Here is a 19,752-nt window from a genome sequence, read left to right as displayed (position 1 = left end):
TGGGGTTCAGGCGTCGTCGAGGACCCGCGGGACCCTGAAGTAGCCGTCCTGCCGGGCCGGCGCCAACGCCAGCGCCTCGGCTCGCGCCATGGACGGTTCGACCGCGTCGGGGCGCGCGAAGGCCTTCGGGGCCACCGGCGGCGTCCATTCAGGCTCGCCCGTCACGTCCACTTGCTGCAGGCGCGTCAGGTAACCGAGCAGGAGCTCGACGTCGGCCGCGACCGCCTCGGCCTCGGCCTCGTCGAGCTGCAGCCGAGCGAGGCGTTGCAGGTGTTCCAGGCGCGCGTCGGGTGGCGTCACGCCGGGATGGTAGCACGACCGCGGCCGGCCGGCTCGGCGCCGCCGCTGCTGGCCGGCCGGCCGGCCGCCGCCGGCCTGTCGCGGTGGGCCTAGAAGAGCCGGGCCAGCCAGTAGAACAGCACCGCCAGCGGCAGGGCGGGCAGCATGGCGGCGACCTTGAGGCGCTTCACCTCCAGGAGCCCGAGCCCGAGCGCGATGATGATCAGCCCACCCACGCCGTTCACCAGCAGGACGCGGGGGTCGCCGGCGGGGTCGGGGACGAGGTTCGCGAAGACCCCGGCGGCGAGCGACAGCCCCCCCTGGTAGACGAGCACGACCGCGGCCGAGGCGGCGACGCCGAACCCGAGGCTGGCCGCGAGCGCGAGGGCCGAGAAGCCGTCGAGCGCCGACTTCAGCAGGAGGAAACCCGCGTCGCCGCTGAGGCCGTTCTGGATGCTGCCGAGCAGTGCGAGCGGCCCCACGCAGAACAGGAGCGAGGCGGCCACGAACCCTTCCGTGAAGCGGCCGCGCCCGCGCAGGCGCTTCTTCAGGAGGTCGCCCAGGCGCTCGAGCCCCGTCTCGATCCGCCACCACTCCCCCAGCGCGGCGCCGACCGCCAGCGCCATCAACCCCACTATCACGCCCGGCGGGTCGCCGACCCGCCCGAGGTCGAAGGCGTTCGCGATGCCGATGTAGAGGGTGACGAGGCCGATGCCCTGCATGACGGCCTCCGTCACGCGGGGCGGCAGCTTCCCGCGCAGCGCCAGGCCGACCGCCGACCCGACTAGGACGGTCGCCACGTTGAAGAGAGTGCCCCAGGTCTGCTCGAGCGGCGTCAAGGCGCGCCCCGCTCGGGACCGTCGGTCCCGGCGCCCGGCCCCGCGCCGCCCTCGCCACCCACGCCGCTCGCACCACCCTCATCGGCTTCGGCCGACCGGGCCGGACGCCGCAACACCAGCACCGTCGTCACGAGCCCCGCCAGCAGCGGGACCCCGATGAGCCAGAGGAGCCACGTCGACAGCGACTTGGGTTGAGTGGGCGTGGGCGGCAGCACGAACGCGACGGCGCCGTTGGCGGCCCCGCCCACGGTGAGCGTCACGTTGGCGATGGCCTCCTCGTTCAGGAACGTCGTGTCCCGCACGCTCAGCGTGTAGCTGCCGGCCTCCGGTGCCGTCAGGCTGCCCGTGTAGGTGCCCTTCACCCCCGTCTCCGTGAAACGCTCGGAGGCGGCCGCCGGGGGCACCGCCAGGAAGTCGCCGGCCTGGCTTCCCACGGCGCTCTCCGGGGCCGCGGGCCCGTCGGTGTCGCCGGCGCGCAGCTCCACGCGCACGAACGCCTTCTCGACGGGGGTGAGTAGCGTGTCCTCGAGCCGCACCGTGACGGCGAGGGCGGCGCCCGGCACGGGCGGGTCGGGCGACACCTCGAGGGTGCCGATGACGAGGGTCGCGTGCGCGAGTGCGGTCGCGGGGAGGGGCGCGAGCGCGAGGCAGGCGACGAGGGGGAGCAGCCGCCACGCCCGGCCGCAGGTCGTGGGCGTCGCGTCGCTCGGCGCGCCGCGCGACGGGGCAAGGTCACTCGTCATGCGCACCGCCCGCGAGGGCCCACAGGTACTCGCGCGGGGCGAGCCCGGACGCCCGGACGCGCGCCGCCAGCTCGCGACCGAGGTAGCGGTAGTGCCACGGCTCGTAGAGGTAACACGTAACCGCCTCCTTGCCGCGCGGGTAACTCATGACGAACCCGAAACGCCAGGCGTTCTCGGCCAGCCAGGCCCCCTCGGGCGTCGCGGCCCAGTCGTCCAGGTCCCATGCCGCCGGGCCGCCGCGGCTCTTGAGGTCGACGACGGTGCCGAGCTGGTGCTCCGAATGCCCGGCGCGGGCGCTCGTGCGGACGGCGTGCTCGTAGCCGTCCTCTTCGACCCAGCGGTCGAACGTGCGGCGTTGGTACTCGTACGACCGGTAGGCGGACGCCACCTCGAGGCGGACGCCGGCGGCCTCGGCCGCCACGAACAGGGCGTGCAGGTCGGCGGCCGCCGCGCGCCTCAGCCGCTGTCCCTCGGCCGCGGCGTAGCGCGACACGTCGCCGAGAGCGGCGTGCAACTCCACCAGGTCGGCGGGGACGTAATCGGCGGGGAGGGCGTATGCGGTGTCGAGGACGGCGTGGGCGAAGCCGTCCGGTTCGGTGGCGCGCGTCGGCAGGTCGGCGATCTCGCAGGTGGGCAGGGACGGCGCGTCGCCTCGGGCGTCGTCCCCGCCCCGCGCAGCCGCGGGGGTCGCCGACTCTGCCGCGGCGTCCGCAGCCGGCAGGGGTGCCGTCGCGGGCGCCCCGACGGACTGCGACGTCTCGGCCCCGGCGGCAGGGGCGGGCGGCGGCGCGGAGTGCGCGGCGCTCGGCCGTTCCGGGTCGGCGTCCGCACGGCCCTGCCGGCCGGCGCCCGCAGCGACGGCGGCCCACAGCGCCAGCGCGGCCAAGAGCGCGGCGCCGAGCACGCGGCGGCCGCGCCTCACGGCAGCGGCCCCAGGATGGTCCCGCGCATCTCCATGGGTTGAGCCAGGATCACGAGCTGCGAGGCCGTGAACGCGAGCACGTAGAGGAGCATCGGCCACATCGCCAACACCCAGGCGCGGCCCGCGAAGTCGCGGCGGGCGATGCGCACGGCGGTCGCCAGCGCTATGGCGGTGTAGACGGCCGCGACGAGCGCCTGGATGGGGAAGAGCCACCGCGAGGGCACCATCTGCGCCAGGCGCCAGTTGGGGTCGACGAGCAGGCCGCGATACTCGAAGAAGTGCTGGAAGACGGGCACGATGCTGAGAGCCCCCGTCAGGAAGTGGAACAGGTAGTGAGCGCCCCAGAAGCCGAAGCCGAGCGCCACCGTGACGTACCCCCAGCGCGTGGAGGCCGCGACCGGGCCCGTGCGCCTGCCACCGAGCCTGTCCGCCAACATGGCGGCGCCCACCGTCAGTAGGACGCCGAGCGCCGTGACGAGCAGGTAGACGACGGCCAGCAGCACCGCCTCGTCGCGCGTGCCGAGGAAGGCGGCCAGGCGAGCGCCGAACGCGTAGAAGGGCGTGATCATGGCGAGCGCGTTCACGACGCCCCAGAAGGTGAGCAGCACACCTAGCGCGAGCGCCGGCAGGCCGAAGCGCCTGGCCCAAGGGGCCCGGCTCAGCTCGCGCCCCGGCGTCCGCACGCTGAGGGCGACGTTGTCGTACGGGCAGGCGCGCACGCAGTTGAAGCAGTAGGTGCAGTCCATGTTGCTCGTGATCGTCGGGACGAACAGGTCGCTCTCGCAGCCGGGGAAGTAACCGGTGCCGTTGGGGTTGGTGATCTCCGCGAGCGGGATGAAGGCGGCGCGCGTGGGGGCGCGCGCAGGCGTCTCGGCGTAGGTCTCGCGGCCGTGGAGGCACGGCTTGTGGACGCAGGCGCGGCACACGTCCGGGTCGACCGCCACGACCTGGCTAGGCGAGACGGTGGAGAGCGCGAAGTTGAAGTTGCCGAGCGGGCACACGTACCGGCAGAACGTGCCGGCCGGGAACAGGGTGTCGACGACCAGAGCGGCGCCGAAGTAGCCGATGACCAACCAGGCCGTCAGCCAGGGGCTGGCCCAGAGGTCGAACACCTCGTAGGTGATGAAGTAGGCGGCGGTGATGGCGAGGACCAACCACTTGTTGCGGAGCCGGCGCGGGAAGGTGAACGTGGCGGGAAGCAGGCGCTTGAGGCGCCGCGCCGCGCCGCGCGTGAGCATGAGGGGGCACGCCGCGCAGAACGCGTTGCCGAAGAGCGCGAGGGCCAGGACCACGAGGCCGCGGTAGTGGAGCCAGGTGACGGTGGTGGCCACGTTGCGCGGGGCGAGCTGCCTCCCCGTGAGCCCGTCGACCACCACCATGAGGACGAGGGCCAGGAGCGGCAGCTGCAGCACGAGGCGGCCGTACTTGAAGCGCGCCAGCCGCCTGAGTCCGGGGAGGCGGAACAGGTCGAAGCCGGCGGGCTGATCCACGAACGGTCCGGTGGCGCGCGGCAGTTCGACCGCGCCGGTGGCGCGCGGGACGGTCACTTGGGCGCGACGGTCGTGAGGAGCTCGCCGCTGACGCGGGTACCGGCCGGCGTCGTGACGTCGGCCGTCACGACCCAATCACCGGCCATCGTGAAGGCGAACCCGGCGGCGCGGTAACCGCCATCGCCGGTCTCGACGGCCGCGGCCGTGACCGGCTGCATGCCTGCGTGCGTCATGTCGCCCGTCACCTTCACGACCGCGCCCGTCACGGGCGCGCCGGCGGCCGTCACCTCGACGACCAGCGGCACGACCCCCACGCGGGCGGGGCCGTCCAGCCGGACCACCACGACCGGAGCGTCGGCCGCCCGCGTCGCCTTGCCCTCGGGCGGTCTGCAGCTCGCCAGGAACGCTGCGCCGACCAGGACGGCGAGGAGGGGCGCGGCGCGGCGCGGCGCGAGGTGCGAACGGCGGTGCATCGTCGGCGGCAGGTTACCACGGGTCACCAGGCGTCGGGCACCCGGCCGGTGACCCGGAGGTAGGCGACGAGGCCCGCCTCGAGCGCCGCCGCGAGTCCGTCCGGGCGGAGCAGGGCGCCCCTGTCGCGCGGGTTCGAGAGGTAGCCGAGCTCGACGAGTAGGGCGGGCGTCCGCCGCGCCACGGCGTGCTCGAAGCGAGCGTGGTTGAAGGCGTAGTACTCGAACATGTTGGCGGAGACGTTGGCGTCGTCGTCGGCCAGGGCGGTCGACCCGAACACTGCGCGGTCGACGGCGAGCTTCAGGAGCGGTTCGCGCGGGTTCCTGGCCGGCCAGAAGTGGGCGCTCTTGTAGCCGCTTCGAGTCGGGTCGACGTTCGAGTCGGCGTGCACCGCTAACACCAGGTCCGCCCGGTAGCCGGCCGGCACGGTGGCGCCGAACACGTCGACGACCGCGCCCCGCGCTCGCAGCCTGGTCGCCAACGCCTCGACCACGGCGGCGTTGACGGTCACCTCGTCGAGGCCCGCGTGGTGCGCGCCCGTGCTGTAACGGAGCGCGGCGAGCTCGTCGGGCTGGAGCGCCGCGTCCAGGTGCCCCACCTGCAGGCCGACGCGAACGGGGCCGAGGATGCGGTTGGCAAGCCACCGCGCCGGCCCGGCGCGCCAGACCCTGACCTGCCCCGCCCCCGGCGCGGCCTCGAGCAGTCGCTCGATCCCGCCGGCGAGGCCGCCACCGAGGGCGGCTACCGGGGCGAGGCCGCGTTCCCTGACCGCGGTGGCGACGTTGAGGAGGAGCAGTAGGACCAGGGCGGCGAGGAAGCCGCGTCCGAGGAGCCGCCGCCTGAGCTTGCGGCGGCTCGGCGCCTCGGGGCCGAGGCCCGCGGGCTCGTCGCCCCGCTCCCGGCGTGGCGCCGTGAGCCCTAGCGGATCGCGGCCTCCGTTCATCCCCAGATGCTACTAACCGTCGCGGCGGGTCACAACCGCGGCGGCGGCCTGCTTACGCCACGGCAGGTGGCTGCCGCCTGCGCCTTCAGAGCCGCACGGCCTCGAGCCAGAAGATGATGTGCTCGTTGACGTTCTCGAGGTGATCTCCCAGCCGCTCGAGGTAGCGCGCCACTGCCAGCAGCTGCGTGGCCCGGCCGATGCTCTTCGGGTCGGCGAGCATGTAGGTCAGTAGCTCCCGCTGGATCTGATCGTAGAGGTCGTCGATCTCGGCGTCGAGGCCGTGCGCGCGCCGCGCCGCGACCGCGTCCGCCTCGGCGAACGCCTTGCTCGTGGCGTCGATCATCGTCGCCAGGACCTCGAAGATGCGCTGCATGTCGAGGTACTTCTTGAGGGGCGGCTCGAGCGCCAGGCTCCTGCCCACGTCGGCCACGTGCTGGGCGTAGTCGCCGGCGCGTTCGATGTCGGCGAGCGCCTGCAGCGCCGCCCCGAGGAACCTGAGGTCGCGCGCCGCCGGTTGGCGCCGCGCGATCACCGTCAGGATCCTAACCTCGAGGCGCGCCTGGATCGCGTCGACCTCGTCGTCGAGCTCGGAGCAGTGGGCGGCCGCCGCTTGGTCGGCGTCGATGAGCGAGCGCCGCGCCCACTCGCAGCTCTCGCGCACCAGGCTCAGCATCCGGACGAGGTCGCCGCTGATCGCCTGCAGGTCGAGTTCCAAGGGGGCCGGTGCCGTCTCGCTCATGATGCCAAGAGCGTAGCGCGCCAGCGTCATGGCGGGGTCACGGCCGCGCCGCGCGCGCCCGGACCTTACAATGACGGCATGGGGCCACTGCGGCGTCCAGGTGCGGGCCCGGTGGACCGCGGGTGAGCGGGCCCACCATCCTGGTGGTGGAGGACGACGACGCGGTGTGCGACGTGGTGCGCCATCACCTCGTGAGAGCCGGGTTCGCCGTCGAGGAGGCCTCGACCGCGCTGGCCGCCTGGCGGGCGGCGCCGCGCGCCTCCCTGATGGTGCTCGATTGGATGCTGCCGGACGAGAGCGGCCTGAGCCTGCTCCGCCGTTTGCGGGCCGGGAGCGCGGCGCGGTTGCCCGTGCTCATGTTGACGGCGCGCGCCAGGGAGGGCGAGCGGGTAGAGGGTCTCGAGTCGGGAGCCGACGATTACCTCACCAAGCCGTTCTCGTCCGCGGAACTCGTGGCCCGCGTGCGGGCGCTGCTGCGCCGGACCGAGGGGCCGCGGCGCGTGGCGCTCGGTCCGCTGCTCGTCGATCTCGACGCCGGGACGGCGTCGTGGTTCGGCGCGGCGCGGGACCTGACCCGACGGGAGTTCGAGCTGCTGGCCTTCCTGGCCGCCAACCCGGGCAGGGTCTACTCGCGCCTCGAACTGCTGGACGGCGTGTGGGGACCCGACTTCGTCGGCACCGAACGGACCGTCGACCAGCACGTGGCGCAGCTCCGTGCCGCCTTCGCCGACACCGTGATCGTCACCGTCCGGGGCCGCGGCTACCGCGCGGGTGACCTGACGGGGCCGTGACGTGAGCGGCGACCTCGGCGGGTGGTGGGACGCGCTGGCCGAGGGGGTGGTGCTGCTGGCGGGCGACCGGGTGGCCGACCTCAACGCGGCGGCGGCCCGCCTTCTCGACGTCGACCGCGCGCGGGCGCGGGGCGCGGTCGCCATAGCCGTCCTGCGCGATCACCGGCTCGAGGCAATGTGGGCCAGCGGCCAGGGGGGCGAGCTGTCGCTCCGCTCTCGGACGGTCCGCGCCACGGTCACGCGCGACGGCCTGGTCCTCGAGGACATCACCGCCCTTCGCGAGGAGCGCGCCGCGGCGCGCGACCTCCTGGCGGTGCTGTCGCACGAGCTGAGGACGCCCGTGACCGTCATCCGGGGGGCGATCGAGGCGCTCGAGCCGCGCGAGGCCGCCACGGCGGGCGCCGGTGACGACGCGCACTTCGTCCGCCTGGCGCGGGCCGAGGCGGAACGCCTGTCGCGCCTGCTCGACGACCTCACGGTCGAGTCGCGTCCGCCGCGCGAGCGGCGCGTCCCCGTCGCGGACGTCGTGCGCCGGGCCCTGTCGCTCCTTCGCGAACCGGTGGAGCGCTCCGGGGCGGAGTTGGTGGTCAAGGTGGACGAGCTCATGGCCTGGGTGGACGAGGACAAGCTGCTCCAGGTGGTCCTGAACCTCGTCGAGAACGCCGTCATCCACGGCAGCTGGGGCGGCCGGATCGAGGTGGCCGCCTGGCGGGAGCCGGGCGCGGCCGCCAGCGGACCGGAGCCCGCCGGTCGCCTCGAGGTGAGAGGTTCGGGGACGCCGCTCGACCCGGTGGCGGTGCCGGCGCTGTTCACCCCGCGCGGCAGGGGACGTGGCGCCTCGCAGGGGGCCGGGCTGGGGCTTTACGTGGTCCGTTCGATAGCCGAGCGGTGGGGCGGCGCCGCGTGGGGCGGGCCCCACGAGTGGGGTCCGGGGGGCGTGGGTGGCGCCAACGCGTTCGGCGTCTCCTTCCCGCTCGTCGACGGCGGCTGAGGCGAGCGCTCGGTCAGTCGTTGGGGTCGTCATCGCGCAGCGGCGGCGTGGCCAGCGGCGGTCGCCGCGGGTGGCGCGGCCGGTCGTACTCGGCCGGTGCCAGTTCGGGCTCCCGCAGCGCCCGCACCGCGTTGACCGGCGGCGCCCCCGCGCCCGCCGGTCGCGGGGCGACGCGGGAGTGGGGGAAGAGCGCGTCGTACCAACGGGGCGCGGCCAGGACGAGCGCGGCCGCCGAGACGAGGGCAGCCCAGGGCCAACGGCCGCTGGCGGCAACGACCGCGGTGGCCGTGACGCCGCCGCCCTGGTAGCTGAGCCAGGCGACGCCCGCGGTGCCCCATGTCAGGCAGCGCGCCAGCGCGACGTCGAACGGCCCCGCCCAGCGGGCCAGGCGTGGCGAGGGGTAGATGGCCAACCAACCGAGGACGACCAGTTCGAAGGTGAACAGGGCCTCCCGCGCTCCCGGGAACGCCCCGCCGGCCGTGGCGGCGCCGAAGAGGGCGCCCGCCACCAGGCCGACGCCCGGCCCGTACGCCAGGGCCACGAGGTAGAGCGGCACGCGCGCCAGCGCCCTGGTCGTCCCGCTCACCCATGGGGCGGCGCCGCCGGCCAGCGCCCACTCCGCCGCCACCGTCGCCGCGAACGCGATGGCCACGGCCGCCAGCACGCTGAGCGCGCTCCTCGGCCTCGCCAGTACCAGGACGTCGCCGCGCGCCAGGCCGGTCGCGAGGGAGACGATGCCGAGGAGCAGCGCCGCCGCGGCCGAGTAGAAGAACACGGGGTCGGTCGTCAGCCGCTGCCACATGTCGGTCTGCGCGGTAGTCACCACGGCGGCCTGTCGTCGAGCGTCGCGCCGAACGGACTCCTGTCGAGGTCGCCGGACGTGGCCAGCCGCCGCAGCTCCCGGTAGGCGGCCCTGGCCCCGGGCGTGCCGGCCAGCACCCCGCCCGCGAGCCCCTCGAGGAGCACGAACGCGCGCTGGGCCGCGAACAGGGGAGCGGGGTAGTGGCGCCGGCCGATGATCAGGCCGCCGCGACGCCCCTCCACCGCGAACGCCGGGTGCGCCGGCGTGGACGTGCCGCCCAGGTGGACGACGCGGGTGTCGACCAGGCTGCTCCTCAGGCCGGCGCGCCCGAGACGCAGCCCGAAGTCGAGGTCCTCGTTGCAGAACCGGAACGCCTCGTCGTAGCCGCCCAGTTGCCGCCAGACCGCGGACCTGACGACGTGGAGGCAGCCGGAGAGCCACGGGACGTCGACGCTGGCCGGCGCGGCCGCGCCCCCATCCGGCGCGCCGGAGGACCGCGCGGCGTCGGCCCGGCGCCGCAACGCGCGGTAGTGGCGCGCGTACCACGGGCCGAGGTCTTGCGGCCGCCCGTCGCTGCCCAGCGCGAGCGGCCCAGCGGCGCCGGCGCCGTCGTCGCGGTCGAGCGCTTGAATCAGGTCGGTGAAGGTGGCCGGCCCGAGCTGCACGTCCGCGTTCATCAGGGCCACGAACTCGGTGGCGGCGCCAGCCAACCCGACGTTCACCGCGTGCGAGTACGACCTGTTCTCGGCCGGCACGTACGCGACGGTCGGCTGAGCCGCCGCCACGCGCGCGGCGAACTCGGCCGACGGGTCGGTGTCGACGAGCCGCACGGGTGCCGCCGGCGCCGCCGCCACCACGGACCGCAGGCAGTCGAGGGCGAGGTCGGGGGTGCGGTAGGTGACCACGGCCACCGTCAGGCGCGGCTCAGCCATGGCAAGCAGCATGCCACGCCCGGGCCGGGGGCGGGACGCGAGCTAAGTTACATGGAGCTCATCTCCCAGGACGTACCATGCCGCGTGTTCTCAGACAGTCGTCCCGCGCGCGCCCTCGCCACGACCGAAGGCGCCGTGGCCGCCCCACGCCCTCGGCCCGCGCCGCGCCTCGGCGTCGCCCTCGGCGGCGGCAGCGCCCGTGGCTACGCCCACTTCGGCGCGCTCGCCAGCCTCGAACGTAACGGACTCGTCCCCGACGTCATCGCCGGCACCAGCTTCGGGGCCGTCGTCGGGGCGCTCTACGCGACCGGCAGGCCGCTGCCGGAGCTGCTGCGCCAGGCGGAGTCGATGCGGCGCCGCGACGTCTTCCCGTACGTCGCCGACTTCGGCCTGCACCGCGCCGCCCTGTTCCAGGGCAAACGCCTCGAGGCCTACTTCGACAGGCTGCTTGAGGGGCGGTCGTTCGCCGACCTGGAGAAGCGGCTCGTCGTGGTCACCACGGACATCGATAGCGGCGAGCAGGTGCTCCTCGAGTCGGGGCCGCTCGCCCTGGCGTTGCGGGCCAGTACGGCCATCCCCGGCGTGTTCGCCCCCGCGCTCGTCGACGGCCGGCGGCTGATCGATGGCGGCATCGGCTCGCCCGTGCCCCTCGACACGCTCGACGGCCTCGACGTCGATGTCGCCATCGGCATCGGCGCCGGCATGGAGGCGGGGGACTCGGGCGCCATCCGCTTGGCGCGGCGCGTGCTCGCCTCGGACGGCGCGCGGCGCTGGCAGTCGCGGGCGGCCGCGGCCGCGCCGAAGGGCGCCGTTGGACGCCTCGGCCGGGCCCTGGCGTTCGCGGCGGGAGGCTGGGCCGGCGCCGCGCGTGGTGGCGCACCCACGGCCGGGCCCGACGGCGCCGTGAGCGCCGCGGGTGGCTGCCGCCGCTTCGAGGTCCACACCAAGCCGCCCATCCACTGGCTGAACTTCCACAGAGCAGGCGAGGCCATCAGGGCGGGTGACGCCGCCCTCACCGGGCTCGTGCCGCTGGTGATCACCGCGATGGCGCAGGTCTGAGGCGCCGGGCGCCGGGAGGGCCCCGGGTCAGAGGATGCGCTTGCCCAACAGGCTGGCGGCCATCTCCACCATGATGGCCGCCGTCTCGTTGGCGCGGTCCAGGGTCGGGTTGACCTCCACCAAGTCGAGCGAGGTGACCGCGCCAGAGTCGGCCAGCAGCTCCATCAGGAGGTGCGCCTCGCGGTAGGTGAGGCCGCCGGGAACCGGCGTGCCGACCCCCGGCGCGATGGCGGGATCGAGCGAGTCCGCGTCGAACGAGACGTGCAGGCGCCCCAGGCCGCCCAGCTGCTCGAGGGCCGCCGCCGCCAGGTAGGCGACGCCGCGGTTGTCCACGTCCTTCATGGTGTAGGCGGTGATGCCCAGGTCGCGGATGAGGGCGCGTTCCCCGGGATCGACGCTACGGAGTCCCAGGTAGACGACGTGCTCGGGGCGCAGCATGGCGCCGCCGCCCCAGACGTCCAGGAACCTGGCGTCGCCTAGCCCGAGCAGGTGCGCCACGGACATCCCGTGCACGTTCCCCGACGGGCTCGTCGCCGGGGTGTTGGCGTCGGCGTGGGCGTCTACCCAGAGCAAACCCGTCGCCTGGCGGCTCCCGAGCGCGGCCACCGTGCCCATGCTGATGGAGTGGTCGCCGCCGAGGGCGACGACGAAGTCGTCGGCCGGCAGGCCGCTGAGCCGGGCGTGGGTGGCGGCGCAGGCGGCCGCGATGACGTCGGCGTGGTGCGGACCGGCGGGCGTGAGGAGGTGCTCGTGCGCCTCCGCCACGGGCGCCTCGACGTTGCCGAGGTCGACGACCTCGTGACCCAGTTCGCGCAGCACCGGCGCCAGCCGCGCCAGGCGGATCGCGCTCGGACCCATGTCGACCCCGCGGCGACCGGCCCCGAGGTCGATGGGCACCCCCACCACCCGCACCCTGCGCATGCGGTCACGCTAGCACGCGCCCTAGCCGCCCCGTCGCACCCCCGCGGGCCTCTTCCACTCGCGTCCGGCGGATTCGAGCAGCGCGTAGGCCTGTTGCGGCCCGCGCCCACCCGCCTCGTAGAAGGCCGGGGTCGGCCGCCGCTCCTCCAGGTAGGCGAGGACCGGGGCGACGATGCGCCACTGCGCCTCGACCTCGTCGGCGCGCATGAAGAGCGTGGCGTCGCCGTTCATCACGTCGAGTATCAACGTCTCGTAGGCGTCCGGGATGGCGCCCGCGAAGCTCTCCCCGTAGGAGAAGTCGAGGCCGATCCGGTCGAGTTCCACCTTCTGGCCGGGCCGCTTCCCGTTGAAGCGGATGGTCATGCCCTCGTCGGGCATGATGCGCATCACGAGGCGGTCGGCGTGCACCGGCGCGCTGAGCGCGAACGGGACGTGAGGCGGCGCCTTGAACTGCAGCACGATCTCGCTGGCCTTGGCCTCTAGGCGCTTGCCGGAGCGCAGGTAGAAGGGCACCCCGGACCAGCGCCAGTTCTCTACACGCAACTGCATGGCGGCGTAGGTGGCCTGCTTCGAGTTCGGGTCCACGTCCTTCTCCTGCCGGTACCCCACCGCGCCGTTGCCGGCCACGTACTGCCCGAAGACGGTGTCGGCCGGGCTGGGGCAGCTGACGGCGCTGAACAGCTTCACCTTCTCGTCGCGCACGGCGCGGGCGTCGAAGCGCACGGGCGGCTCCATCGCCATCAGGGCCAGGAGCTGCAGCAGGTGGTTCTGGAAGACGTCGCGCAGCACTCCGGCGGACTCGTAGAAGCGGCCGCGCCCCTCCATGCCCATGGGCTCGATCATCGTGATCTGGACGTGGTCGACGTAACGGTTGTTCCATACCGGCTCGAACATGCTGTTGGCGAACCGCAGGACGCCGAGGTTCTGCGCCGTCTCCTTCGCAAGGTAATGGTCGATGCGGAACAGCTGCGACTCGTCGAAGTGCTCGAGCAGGAGGGCGTTCAGCTCCTTGGCGGACGCCTCGTCCGTTCCGAACGGCTTCTCGACGACCAGCCGGGCGAACCTGCCGGGCGCGGGGCGCGCCAGCCCCGCCTCGGCCAGCGAACGGGCGATGGTGGCGTAAACCTCGGGCGGCGTGGCCGTGTAGAAGATGGTGCCGGCGACGTCCAGCCCGGCCAGCTTCTGCGCGAGGCGAACGAAGCCGTCCGCGCTCTCGTAGTCGCCCTGCACGTAGCTGATGCGCGCCGCCAACCGCTCCCACACGCCCGCGTCGAGGTCGGGCACCTCGGCCGCGACCTTGTCGCGGAGGTAGGCGCGCAACTCGTCGTCGGTCATCTCGCGGCGAGCGTGGCCGACGATGACGCTCCCCTCGTTGAGCTCCCCCTTGGCGGCGAGCTGGTAGAGCGCCGGGATGAGCTTGCGGCCCGTGAGGTCCCCCGTGACGCCGAAGATGACGAACGCGCAGGCCGGGGCCGGCTTCGCGCGCGACACGCTGTCGGGGGCGCCCGGCCTGGCCTCGCGCTCGACGCGCCTGACCGCCGGCTCCGCGGCGCGAGCCGCGTCACGCGCGGCCGAGCTACCCGCCTCCTCGGCCCGCATCATGCCTTCTTCGTCTTGTGACCGCCGAAGCGGTTGCGCAGCGCAGCCACGGCGCGGTTGGAGAAGGCGTCGGCGTCGCGGCTCGCGAACCTGGCGTAGAGGGCTGCGGTCACGGCCGGCATGGCGACGGCGTTGGCGACCGCGAAGTCCACCGTCCAGCGCCCCATGCCGCTGTCGTCGACGTAGCCCTTGAGCTCGGTGAGGCGCGGGTCGTCGTGCAGCGCCTCGGCCAGCAGCTCGAGCAGCCAGGAGCGGACGACGGCGCCGTGCGTCCAGAGCCGCGCGATGGCCGGCAGGTCGAGGTCGTGGTGAGGGTAGCGCGCCAGCGCCTCGAACCCCTCGCCGTACGCCTGCAAGAGGCCGTACTCGATGCCGTTATGGATCATCTTCACGAAGTGACCGGTGCCCGGCGGGCCGACGTGAGCCAACCCGCTGGCGGGCGCCAGGGTCTCGAGGACGGGCCACACGATCTTCACGGCGTCGTCGTGGCCACCGACCATGAGGTTGTACCCCTCCTCCAGACCCCAGATGCCGCCGGAGACGCCCGCGTCCACCCAGCCGAGGCCCTTGGCCTCGGCGAGGTCGGCGCGGCGGCGCGAGTCCTCCCAGTTGGAGTTGGCGCCGTCCACGATGACGTCGCCCGGCGACAGGGCGGCGAGGGCCTGCTCGATGACCTGCTCGGTGGGCCCGCCGGCCGGCACCATGCTCCACACCACCCGCGGGGCCGACAGCTGCTTGACGGCGTCGGCGACGTCGCGCGCGCCGCGCGCGCCCTCCTCGACCAGCTCCGTGACGAGGTCGGGCGTCAGGTCGGTGACGACCGGCGCGTGTCCGCCTTGCATGAGCCGGCGCGCCATGTCGGCCCCCATCCTGCCCAGCCCGACGATAGCGAGTTCCATCCTGTACCTCCTGACCCGCCCGCTGTGGGCGGGGTTACGAGTTCGATGCTAGCAAGTGGGCGTGCTAGACTGCGCGCCGTTGACGCACGCCCGTCGCGTAGGGCGCACCACGGCGCCGCGCGGCGCGGTGCTCGCGATGTTCCAGGAGGACGATGGTGAGCGAAGGGACGACTCCCGCCTCGCGGCGGGACGACGAGGTGGCGGGCGCCCACGCCGAGGCGCTGCGTCTCCTGAACAGGGGCGCGGAGCACGTGGTGCCGGACGGCGGTTTGCTGGAGAAGCTCGAGCTGGCCGCGCGCGAGGGCAGGCAGGTGCGAGCCAAGCTCGGGGTCGACCCGTCGAGCGCGGACCTCCACGTCGGCCACGCTGTGGTCTTGAGGAAGCTCAGACAGTTCCAGGACCTCGGCCACCGGGTAGTTCTCATCATCGGCGACTTCACGGGCATGATCGGCGACCCGTCCGGCCGCAGCAAGACGCGGCCCGTGCTCACGTTGGAGGAGACGCGGCGGAACGGCCGGACCTACGTTGAGCAGGCGGCGCGGATCCTCGACACCGACGAGAGCAAGCTAGAGATCCGCCACAACTCTGAGTGGCTCGAGCCACTGGGCTTCGCGGACGTCGTGCGCCTCGCCTCCAACTACACGGTCGCGCGCATGCTCGAGCGTGACGACTTCACGAAGCGCTTCCATGGCGGCGTGCCCATCAGCGTGCACGAGTTCCTCTACCCGCTGGCGCAGGCCTACGACTCCGTGGCGATCAGGGCCGACGTCGAGTTGGGCGGCACCGACCAGCTGTTCAACCTGCTGGTCGGCCGTGACGTTCAGCGGGCGTACGGGCTCGAGCCGCAGGTCGCCCTCACCACGCCGCTCCTCGTGGGGCTCGACGGGGTGGAGAAGATGTCGAAGTCGCTCGACAACTACATCGGCATAGCCGAGCCGCCCGAGGTGATGTTCAAGAAGGCGATGCAGGTGAACGACGCTCAACTGCTCCAGTACGCCGAGCTCTGCACCGACCTGGGCCTCGACGCCTTGGGAGCCGAGCTGGCGCGCGATCCCGTCGCGGCGCACCGCACGTTCGCGCGAGCCCTGGTGACGATCTACCACGGCTCCGATCCGGTGGCGGCCGCCGAGCGCCGCTACGACGAGGTGGCGCGGGGCGGGATCCCAGACGATGTGGCGGAGGTGGCGGTGCCGGCCGGCGAGTTCGAGGCGGGCACCGTCGGGCTCCTCAGGTTGGCCGTGCTGGCGGGCCTGGCCGCCTCCAACGGCGAGGCGCGGCGCCTGGTGCAGAACCGCGGCCTCAGGTTGGACGGCGAGGCGCTGACGGACCCGGCCGCGCGGCTGGAGCTGGAGCGCCCCGCCGTGCTGCAGCGCGGCAGGGACGCATTCGTGAGGGTGCGGCGAGCCTAGGCGCGGCGCTCAGACGGCCAGCACGTAGGCGATCTCCAGCAGCTCGCGGTCGATGTCCTTCGGGTGGAGCTCGAGCTCCTTGAGGGGGATGGTGACGACCTCGCGACGGTTGGTGCCGACCATCACGCCGCTCGTGCCGGCGGCGAGGGTCCGCACGGCGTGGAAGCCGAGCCGCGACGCCAGCACTCGGTCGCGGGCGTTGGGGCTGCCGCCGCGCTGGGTGTGACCCAGGATGACGGTGCGGACGTCGTAACCGCACGACGACTCGATCGCCTTCTGCAGTTCGGCCGCGCCACCCTGGAAGGCGCCCTCCGCCACCACGACGATGCTGGAGGTCTTGCCGCGCTCCTCGGCCTTGGTGAGGAGCCTCACGACCTCGGCCGCCGGCAGGGGCGCCTCGGGCACGACGATGGCCTCGGCGCCCCCGGCAACGCCGACCGACAGCGCGATGTGACCGGCGCGCCGCCCCATCACCTCCACGAGGAAGAGGCGGTCGTGGCTGGCGCCCGTGTCGCGCAGGCGGTCGACGGCGTCGAGCGCGACGTCGAGCGCCGTGTTGAAGCCGATGGAGACGTCCGTGCCGTTGATGTCGTTGTCGATGGTGGCGGGGATCCCGACGACGGGCACGCCGTGCTCCTCCTGCAGGAGCTGGGCGCCGCGGAAGCTGCCGTCGCCGCCGACGACGATGAGCCCGTCCACGCCGTGACGCCTCAGGGTCTCGGCGCCGGCCCTGCGGCCCTCCGGTTCGAGGAACTGATCGCAGCGGGCGGTACGGAGCACCGTGCCGCCGCGCTGGAGTACGTTGGCCACGGCGCGCGGCCCCAACTCGACCGTGTCGTCGTCCACCAGCCCCTGGAAGCCGCGGTAGATGCCGGTCATGCGGATGCCGTCATGGGCGGCGGTACGGACCGCCGCCCTGATGGCGGCGTTCATGCCGGGCGCGTCACCGCCGCTGGTGAGGATGCCGAGATGCATCATGACTGAGGAGTATAGCCCCAAGGCGTGCGCGTCACGGGCGGGGCAACTGACCCGGGCGGCGGCTCGGACGCGCGTGCAAAGATGAGGCCGATATGAACATCGTCGCCTTGAGGGAGTCCGTCAGCGGTGAGCGAAGAAGCCCGCTCACCCCGCAGGTGGTCGAGAAGCTCGTCAAGCTGGGGGCCACCGTCACGCTCGAGCCGGGGGTCGGCGCGGCGTCGTTCATGAGCGACGACGACTTCCGCAAGGCCGGGGCGAGCTTCGGGGCAGACCGTGGCGCGTTGTTGGCGGGCGCCGACGTGCTGCTCGCCGTGCAGCCGCCGGCCGTCGCCGACCTGGAGGCCATGCGGCCCGGCGCGGTCGTGGCCGGGTTCCTCGACCCGTTCTTCAACCACGACCTGGTGAGGGCGCTCGCCAGGTTGCGCCTCGAGGCGTTGTGCGTGGAACTCATCCCGCGCACGACCTACGCGCAGAAGATGGACGCGCTCTCCAGCCAGGCGAGCCTCGCGGGCTACGCGGCAGTGGTGTTGGCCGCCGAGCGGTCGATGAAGGCGTTCCCGATGATGAGCACGCCGGCCGGGACGATCCCACCGGGCCGGGTGTTCGTGGTCGGCGCCGGGGTGGCCGGGCTGCAGGCCATCGCCACCGCCAAGCGGCTCGGCGCCCGGGTCGAGGCGTACGACACGCGGCCGGTCGTGAAGGAGCAGGTGCAGTCGCTCGGTGCGAAGTTCGTCGAGATCGACGTGGGGGAGACGGGGCAGACGGAGCAGGGCTACGCCAAGGAGCTGTCCGCCGAGCAGCTCGAGTCGCAACGCAAGCAGATGGCCAGGGTGTGCTCCACGGCGGACGTGATCGTCACCACGGCCCAGGTCTTCGGGCGTCGGGCACCGCGCATCATCAGCGCCGACATGGTGGCCGGCATGCGTTCCGGCAGCGTGATCGTCGACCTGGCGGCCTCGACGGGCGGCAACGTCGAGGGCGTGGTAGCGGGGCAGGAGGTCGTGACCGACGGCGGTGTCCGCATCGTCGGGCTGGAACACCTGCCCGCCAAGGTGGCCAAGGACGCCAGCCTCGTCTACGCGAACAACCTGTACTTGCTCATCGAGCATGCCTGGGACAAGGAGGCGGGAGGGCTGCGCCTAGATGCGGCGGACGAGGTCGTGGGCGCCTGCCTGCTCACGTCGCAGGGCGAGGTGCGCGACGAGCGGGTCCGCGCCGCTCTGGGAGAAGGGTGACCATGATGCTACTCCTGCTCGCCTTCGTTTTGGCGATCTTCCTAGGCTTCGAGCTGATCAACAAGGTCCCGTCGCAGCTTCACACCCCGCTGATGTCGGGGTCGAACGCCATCTCGGGCATCACCATCGTGGGCGCCATCGCGGCCACGGCGGTGGACGGCACCCTGGCGACCGTCCTGGCCGTGCTGGCCATCGCCGCCGCCACCGTCAACGTGGTGGGCGGCTACCTGGTGACCGACCGCATGCTCGGCATGTTCCGCGCCGGCGAGAAGGAGAAGTGAGGTCGGCGTGACCCAGGTCGTCCAACTCGTCTACATGGTCGCGGCCGTCATGTTCATCTTCGGCCTCAAGATGCTGGGTCGCGCTACGACGGCGCGCCGCGGCAACCTCGTCTCCGCCCTCGGGATGCTGCTGGCCGTCGTCGCCACGCTGGTGTCGGCCGGGATCGACTTCACCTACGTGATCGTCGGCATGTTGGTGGGTGGCGCCATCGGCGTGTACGTCGCTCGCACGGTGAAGATGACGGCGATGCCGGAGATGGTCGCCCTCCTGAACGGGTCGGGTGGCCTGGCGTCCATGCTCGTGGGCTGGAACGAGTACATCCGGACGCCACACGCCGACCCCGTGTCCGCCATCGCCATCTTCGCCGCGGTCGTCATCGGCGCCGTGACGTTCACAGGCTCCGTCTTGGCGTGGGCCAAGCTGTCGGAGCGCGTGAGCGGGAAGCCCATACTGTTCGCCTCTCAGCAACTGGTCAACGCGGGCATCCTGGGGGGCACGCTCGTCCTTGGCGTCATCTTCGTGATCGCGCCCGCCGCCTCCTACCCGCTGCTGCTCGTCTTCCTCGTGCTGGGCCTGGCGCTGGGCGTGCTGGCTGTCATCCCCATCGGGGGCGCCGACATGCCCATCGTCATCTCGCTCCTGAACAGCTACTCGGGCATCGCCGGTGCCGCGGCCGGCTTCGCCATCGGCAACACCGTGTTGGTGGTGGCGGGCTCGCTCGTGGGCGCGTCTGGGCTGATACTCACGCAGATCATGTGTAAGGCGATGAACCGGTCGTTGGCCAACGTGCTCTTCAGCGGCTTCGGCGCGGCCACCCACGCCTCCGCCGGTCAGGTGGAGGGCGAGATCAAGCCGATCAGCGCCGACGACGCCTACTTCCTCCTGGAGGCCGCCGCCAGCGTGATCTTCGTGCCGGGTTACGGCATGGCCGTCGCGCAGGCGCAGCACGTCGTGAAGGAGCTGGCGGACCTGCTCGAGCGCAACGGCGCGGAGGTGCGCTACGTGATCCACCCGGTGGCGGGCCGCATGCCGGGCCACATGAACGTGCTCTTGGCGGAGGCCAACGTGCCGTACGAGCAACTGGTCGAGCCTGACGACGTGAACCCCACCATGGAGATGGTCGACGTGGCAGTGGTCATCGGCGCCAACGACGTCGTCAACCCGGCGGCGCGCGAGGACGAGGGCAGCCCGCTTTACGGCATGCCGATCATCGACGTCGACAAGGCTCGCACCTGCATCGTGCTCAAGCGCTCCATGAACCCCGGCTTCTCCGGGGTGGAGAACCCGCTCTTCTACAAGCCGAACACGCGCATGCTGTTCGGCGACGCCAAGGCCTCCATCGGCTCGCTCGTCGCCGAGTTCAAGGACGCCTAGCCCGCGCGTTCGGGTTCGGGGCGGCCACCGGCCGGCCCGCCGGTGGCGCCGACC

General features: G+C 73.0%; 21 protein-coding genes. 7 read left to right on the top strand and 14 right to left on the bottom strand.

All coding sequences use genetic code 11. From position 1 onward, the window contains the following. Positions 1–6: 6 nt before the first annotated feature. The 8 genes from gatC to phoU form a co-directional block, all read right to left on the bottom strand. Positions 7–300 (bottom strand): Asp-tRNA(Asn)/Glu-tRNA(Gln) amidotransferase subunit GatC, encoded by a 294-nt coding sequence (gatC, locus tag H3C53_00525; GenBank protein MBW7915160.1) that lies wholly within the window; start codon positions 298–300, stop codon positions 7–9. Between the two features lie 89 nt (positions 301–389). Further along, complete coding sequence (locus H3C53_00520; protein ID MBW7915159.1) at positions 390–1,118, bottom strand: DUF554 domain-containing protein; 729 nt, start codon at positions 1,116–1,118, stop codon at positions 390–392. Beyond that, on the bottom strand, positions 1,115–1,861 hold the full coding sequence (locus H3C53_00515) for a hypothetical protein (GenBank protein ID MBW7915158.1): 747 nt from the start codon (positions 1,859–1,861) through the stop codon (positions 1,115–1,117). Before H3C53_00515 ends, H3C53_00520 begins: the two co-directional genes overlap by 4 nt. Next, the gene (locus H3C53_00510) at positions 1,851–2,783 is read right to left on the bottom strand and encodes a M15 family metallopeptidase (protein ID MBW7915157.1); all 933 of its coding nucleotides are present in this window, start codon (positions 2,781–2,783) and stop codon (positions 1,851–1,853) included. Before H3C53_00510 ends, H3C53_00515 begins: the two co-directional genes overlap by 11 nt. Then, entirely contained in the window at positions 2,780–4,273 is a 1,494-nt protein-coding gene (locus tag H3C53_00505; GenBank protein MBW7915156.1) for a 4Fe-4S ferredoxin, read from the bottom strand. The genes H3C53_00510 and H3C53_00505 overlap by 4 nt, the downstream gene beginning before the upstream one ends. Positions 4,274–4,326: 53 nt before the next feature. Continuing rightward, positions 4,327–4,746, bottom strand: coding sequence for a FixH family protein (locus H3C53_00500; GenBank protein ID MBW7915155.1), 420 nt, complete (start codon positions 4,744–4,746; stop codon positions 4,327–4,329). 23 nt (positions 4,747–4,769) lie between these two features. After that, on the bottom strand, positions 4,770–5,687 hold the full coding sequence (locus H3C53_00495; protein ID MBW7915154.1) for an N-acetylmuramoyl-L-alanine amidase: 918 nt from the start codon (positions 5,685–5,687) through the stop codon (positions 4,770–4,772). Between the two features lie 85 nt (positions 5,688–5,772). After that, positions 5,773–6,426, bottom strand: coding sequence for a phosphate signaling complex protein PhoU (phoU, locus tag H3C53_00490; protein ID MBW7915153.1), 654 nt, complete (start codon positions 6,424–6,426; stop codon positions 5,773–5,775). A 122-nt stretch (positions 6,427–6,548) separates the two neighbouring features. Between phoU and H3C53_00485 the strand changes: the two genes are divergently transcribed. Both H3C53_00485 and H3C53_00480 read left to right on the top strand, forming a co-directional pair. Beyond that, positions 6,549–7,217, top strand: a complete 669-nt coding sequence (locus H3C53_00485) for a response regulator transcription factor (protein ID MBW7915152.1) — start codon at positions 6,549–6,551, stop codon at positions 7,215–7,217. 1 nt (position 7,218) lies between these two features. Then, positions 7,219–8,208 carry a histidine kinase gene (locus H3C53_00480; protein ID MBW7915151.1) on the top strand — a complete coding sequence of 330 codons (990 nt, stop codon included), beginning with the start codon at positions 7,219–7,221 and terminating at the stop codon, positions 8,206–8,208. A 13-nt stretch (positions 8,209–8,221) separates the two neighbouring features. Here H3C53_00480 and H3C53_00475 read toward each other — a convergent pair whose 3' ends face one another. Continuing rightward, the gene (locus H3C53_00475) at positions 8,222–9,034 is read right to left on the bottom strand and encodes a hypothetical protein (protein MBW7915150.1); all 813 of its coding nucleotides are present in this window, start codon (positions 9,032–9,034) and stop codon (positions 8,222–8,224) included. Beyond that, positions 9,028–9,942 carry a glycosyltransferase family 2 protein gene (locus H3C53_00470; GenBank protein MBW7915149.1) on the bottom strand — a complete coding sequence of 305 codons (915 nt, stop codon included), beginning with the start codon at positions 9,940–9,942 and terminating at the stop codon, positions 9,028–9,030. The genes H3C53_00475 and H3C53_00470 overlap by 7 nt, the downstream gene beginning before the upstream one ends. An 84-nt stretch (positions 9,943–10,026) precedes the next feature. Here H3C53_00470 and H3C53_00465 point away from each other — a divergent pair, with 84 nt between their 5' ends. Then, positions 10,027–11,001: a patatin-like phospholipase family protein gene (locus H3C53_00465; GenBank protein ID MBW7915148.1), complete on the top strand. Its 975-nt coding sequence runs from the start codon at positions 10,027–10,029 to the stop codon at positions 10,999–11,001. 27 nt (positions 11,002–11,028) lie between these two features. On the opposite strand, the gene rocF is transcribed toward H3C53_00465, so the two are convergent. From rocF to gnd, 3 genes are read right to left on the bottom strand one after another with little or no spacing between them, the layout of a single operon-like run. Further along, positions 11,029–11,922 carry an arginase gene (gene rocF, locus H3C53_00460; GenBank protein ID MBW7915147.1) on the bottom strand — a complete coding sequence of 298 codons (894 nt, stop codon included), beginning with the start codon at positions 11,920–11,922 and terminating at the stop codon, positions 11,029–11,031. A 21-nt stretch (positions 11,923–11,943) separates the two neighbouring features. Further along, positions 11,944–13,521 carry a glucose-6-phosphate dehydrogenase gene (zwf, locus tag H3C53_00455; GenBank protein MBW7915146.1) on the bottom strand — a complete coding sequence of 526 codons (1,578 nt, stop codon included), beginning with the start codon at positions 13,519–13,521 and terminating at the stop codon, positions 11,944–11,946. Then, a complete protein-coding gene (gene gnd, locus H3C53_00450; GenBank protein MBW7915145.1) occupies positions 13,521–14,420 on the bottom strand; it encodes a decarboxylating 6-phosphogluconate dehydrogenase in 900 nt (299 codons plus the stop codon). The genes zwf and gnd overlap by 1 nt, the downstream gene beginning before the upstream one ends. A 152-nt stretch (positions 14,421–14,572) precedes the next feature. Between gnd and H3C53_00445 the strand changes: the two genes are divergently transcribed. Further along, the gene (locus H3C53_00445) at positions 14,573–15,829 is read left to right on the top strand and encodes a tyrosine--tRNA ligase (GenBank protein ID MBW7915144.1); all 1,257 of its coding nucleotides are present in this window, start codon (positions 14,573–14,575) and stop codon (positions 15,827–15,829) included. 9 nt (positions 15,830–15,838) lie between these two features. On the opposite strand, the gene pfkA is transcribed toward H3C53_00445, so the two are convergent. After that, the gene (pfkA, locus tag H3C53_00440; protein ID MBW7915143.1) at positions 15,839–16,807 is read right to left on the bottom strand and encodes a 6-phosphofructokinase; all 969 of its coding nucleotides are present in this window, start codon (positions 16,805–16,807) and stop codon (positions 15,839–15,841) included. 92 nt (positions 16,808–16,899) lie between these two features. Between pfkA and H3C53_00435 the strand changes: the two genes are divergently transcribed. From H3C53_00435 to H3C53_00425, 3 genes are read left to right on the top strand one after another with little or no spacing between them, the layout of a single operon-like run. Beyond that, the gene (locus H3C53_00435) at positions 16,900–18,042 is read left to right on the top strand and encodes an NAD(P) transhydrogenase subunit alpha (protein ID MBW7915142.1); all 1,143 of its coding nucleotides are present in this window, start codon (positions 16,900–16,902) and stop codon (positions 18,040–18,042) included. Positions 18,043–18,044: 2 nt separating this feature from the next. Continuing rightward, positions 18,045–18,323: an NAD(P) transhydrogenase subunit alpha gene (locus H3C53_00430; protein ID MBW7915141.1), complete on the top strand. Its 279-nt coding sequence runs from the start codon at positions 18,045–18,047 to the stop codon at positions 18,321–18,323. Between the two features lie 34 nt (positions 18,324–18,357). Beyond that, entirely contained in the window at positions 18,358–19,698 is a 1,341-nt protein-coding gene (locus H3C53_00425; protein ID MBW7915140.1) for an NAD(P)(+) transhydrogenase (Re/Si-specific) subunit beta, read from the top strand. The last annotated feature ends 54 nt before the right edge of the window (positions 19,699–19,752 follow it).

It is taken from the genome of Trueperaceae bacterium, assembly GCA_019454765.1.
GTDB lineage: Bacteria > Deinococcota > Deinococci > Deinococcales > Trueperaceae > JAAYYF01.
The sequence above is the reverse complement of the archived record's forward strand: the minus strand, read 5'-3'. Positions and strand labels throughout refer to the sequence as shown.

Excerpts from the sequence above, each read along its gene's own strand:
- H3C53_00430 (MBW7915141.1), top strand. The coding sequence starts at position 18,045 with ATGATGCTACTCCTGCTCGCCTTCGTTTTGGCGATCTTCCTAGGCTTC.
- phoU (MBW7915153.1), bottom strand. The coding sequence starts at position 6,426 with ATGAGCGAGACGGCACCGGCCCCCTTGGAACTCGACCTGCAGGCGATC.
- pfkA (MBW7915143.1), bottom strand. The coding sequence starts at position 16,807 with ATGATGCATCTCGGCATCCTCACCAGCGGCGGTGACGCGCCCGGCATG.
- H3C53_00425 (MBW7915140.1), top strand. The coding sequence starts at position 18,358 with ATGGTCGCGGCCGTCATGTTCATCTTCGGCCTCAAGATGCTGGGTCGC.
- H3C53_00435 (MBW7915142.1), top strand. The coding sequence starts at position 16,900 with ATGAACATCGTCGCCTTGAGGGAGTCCGTCAGCGGTGAGCGAAGAAGC.
- H3C53_00495 (MBW7915154.1), bottom strand. The coding sequence starts at position 5,687 with ATGAACGGAGGCCGCGATCCGCTAGGGCTCACGGCGCCACGCCGGGAG.
- gnd (MBW7915145.1), bottom strand. The coding sequence starts at position 14,420 with ATGGAACTCGCTATCGTCGGGCTGGGCAGGATGGGGGCCGACATGGCG.
- zwf (MBW7915146.1), bottom strand. The coding sequence starts at position 13,521 with ATGCGGGCCGAGGAGGCGGGTAGCTCGGCCGCGCGTGACGCGGCTCGC.
- H3C53_00500 (MBW7915155.1), bottom strand. The coding sequence starts at position 4,746 with ATGCACCGCCGTTCGCACCTCGCGCCGCGCCGCGCCGCGCCCCTCCTC.
- H3C53_00470 (MBW7915149.1), bottom strand. The coding sequence starts at position 9,942 with ATGGCTGAGCCGCGCCTGACGGTGGCCGTGGTCACCTACCGCACCCCC.
- H3C53_00515 (MBW7915158.1), bottom strand. The coding sequence starts at position 1,861 with ATGACGAGTGACCTTGCCCCGTCGCGCGGCGCGCCGAGCGACGCGACG.
- rocF (MBW7915147.1), bottom strand. The coding sequence starts at position 11,922 with ATGCGCAGGGTGCGGGTGGTGGGGGTGCCCATCGACCTCGGGGCCGGT.
- H3C53_00445 (MBW7915144.1), top strand. The coding sequence starts at position 14,573 with ATGGTGAGCGAAGGGACGACTCCCGCCTCGCGGCGGGACGACGAGGTG.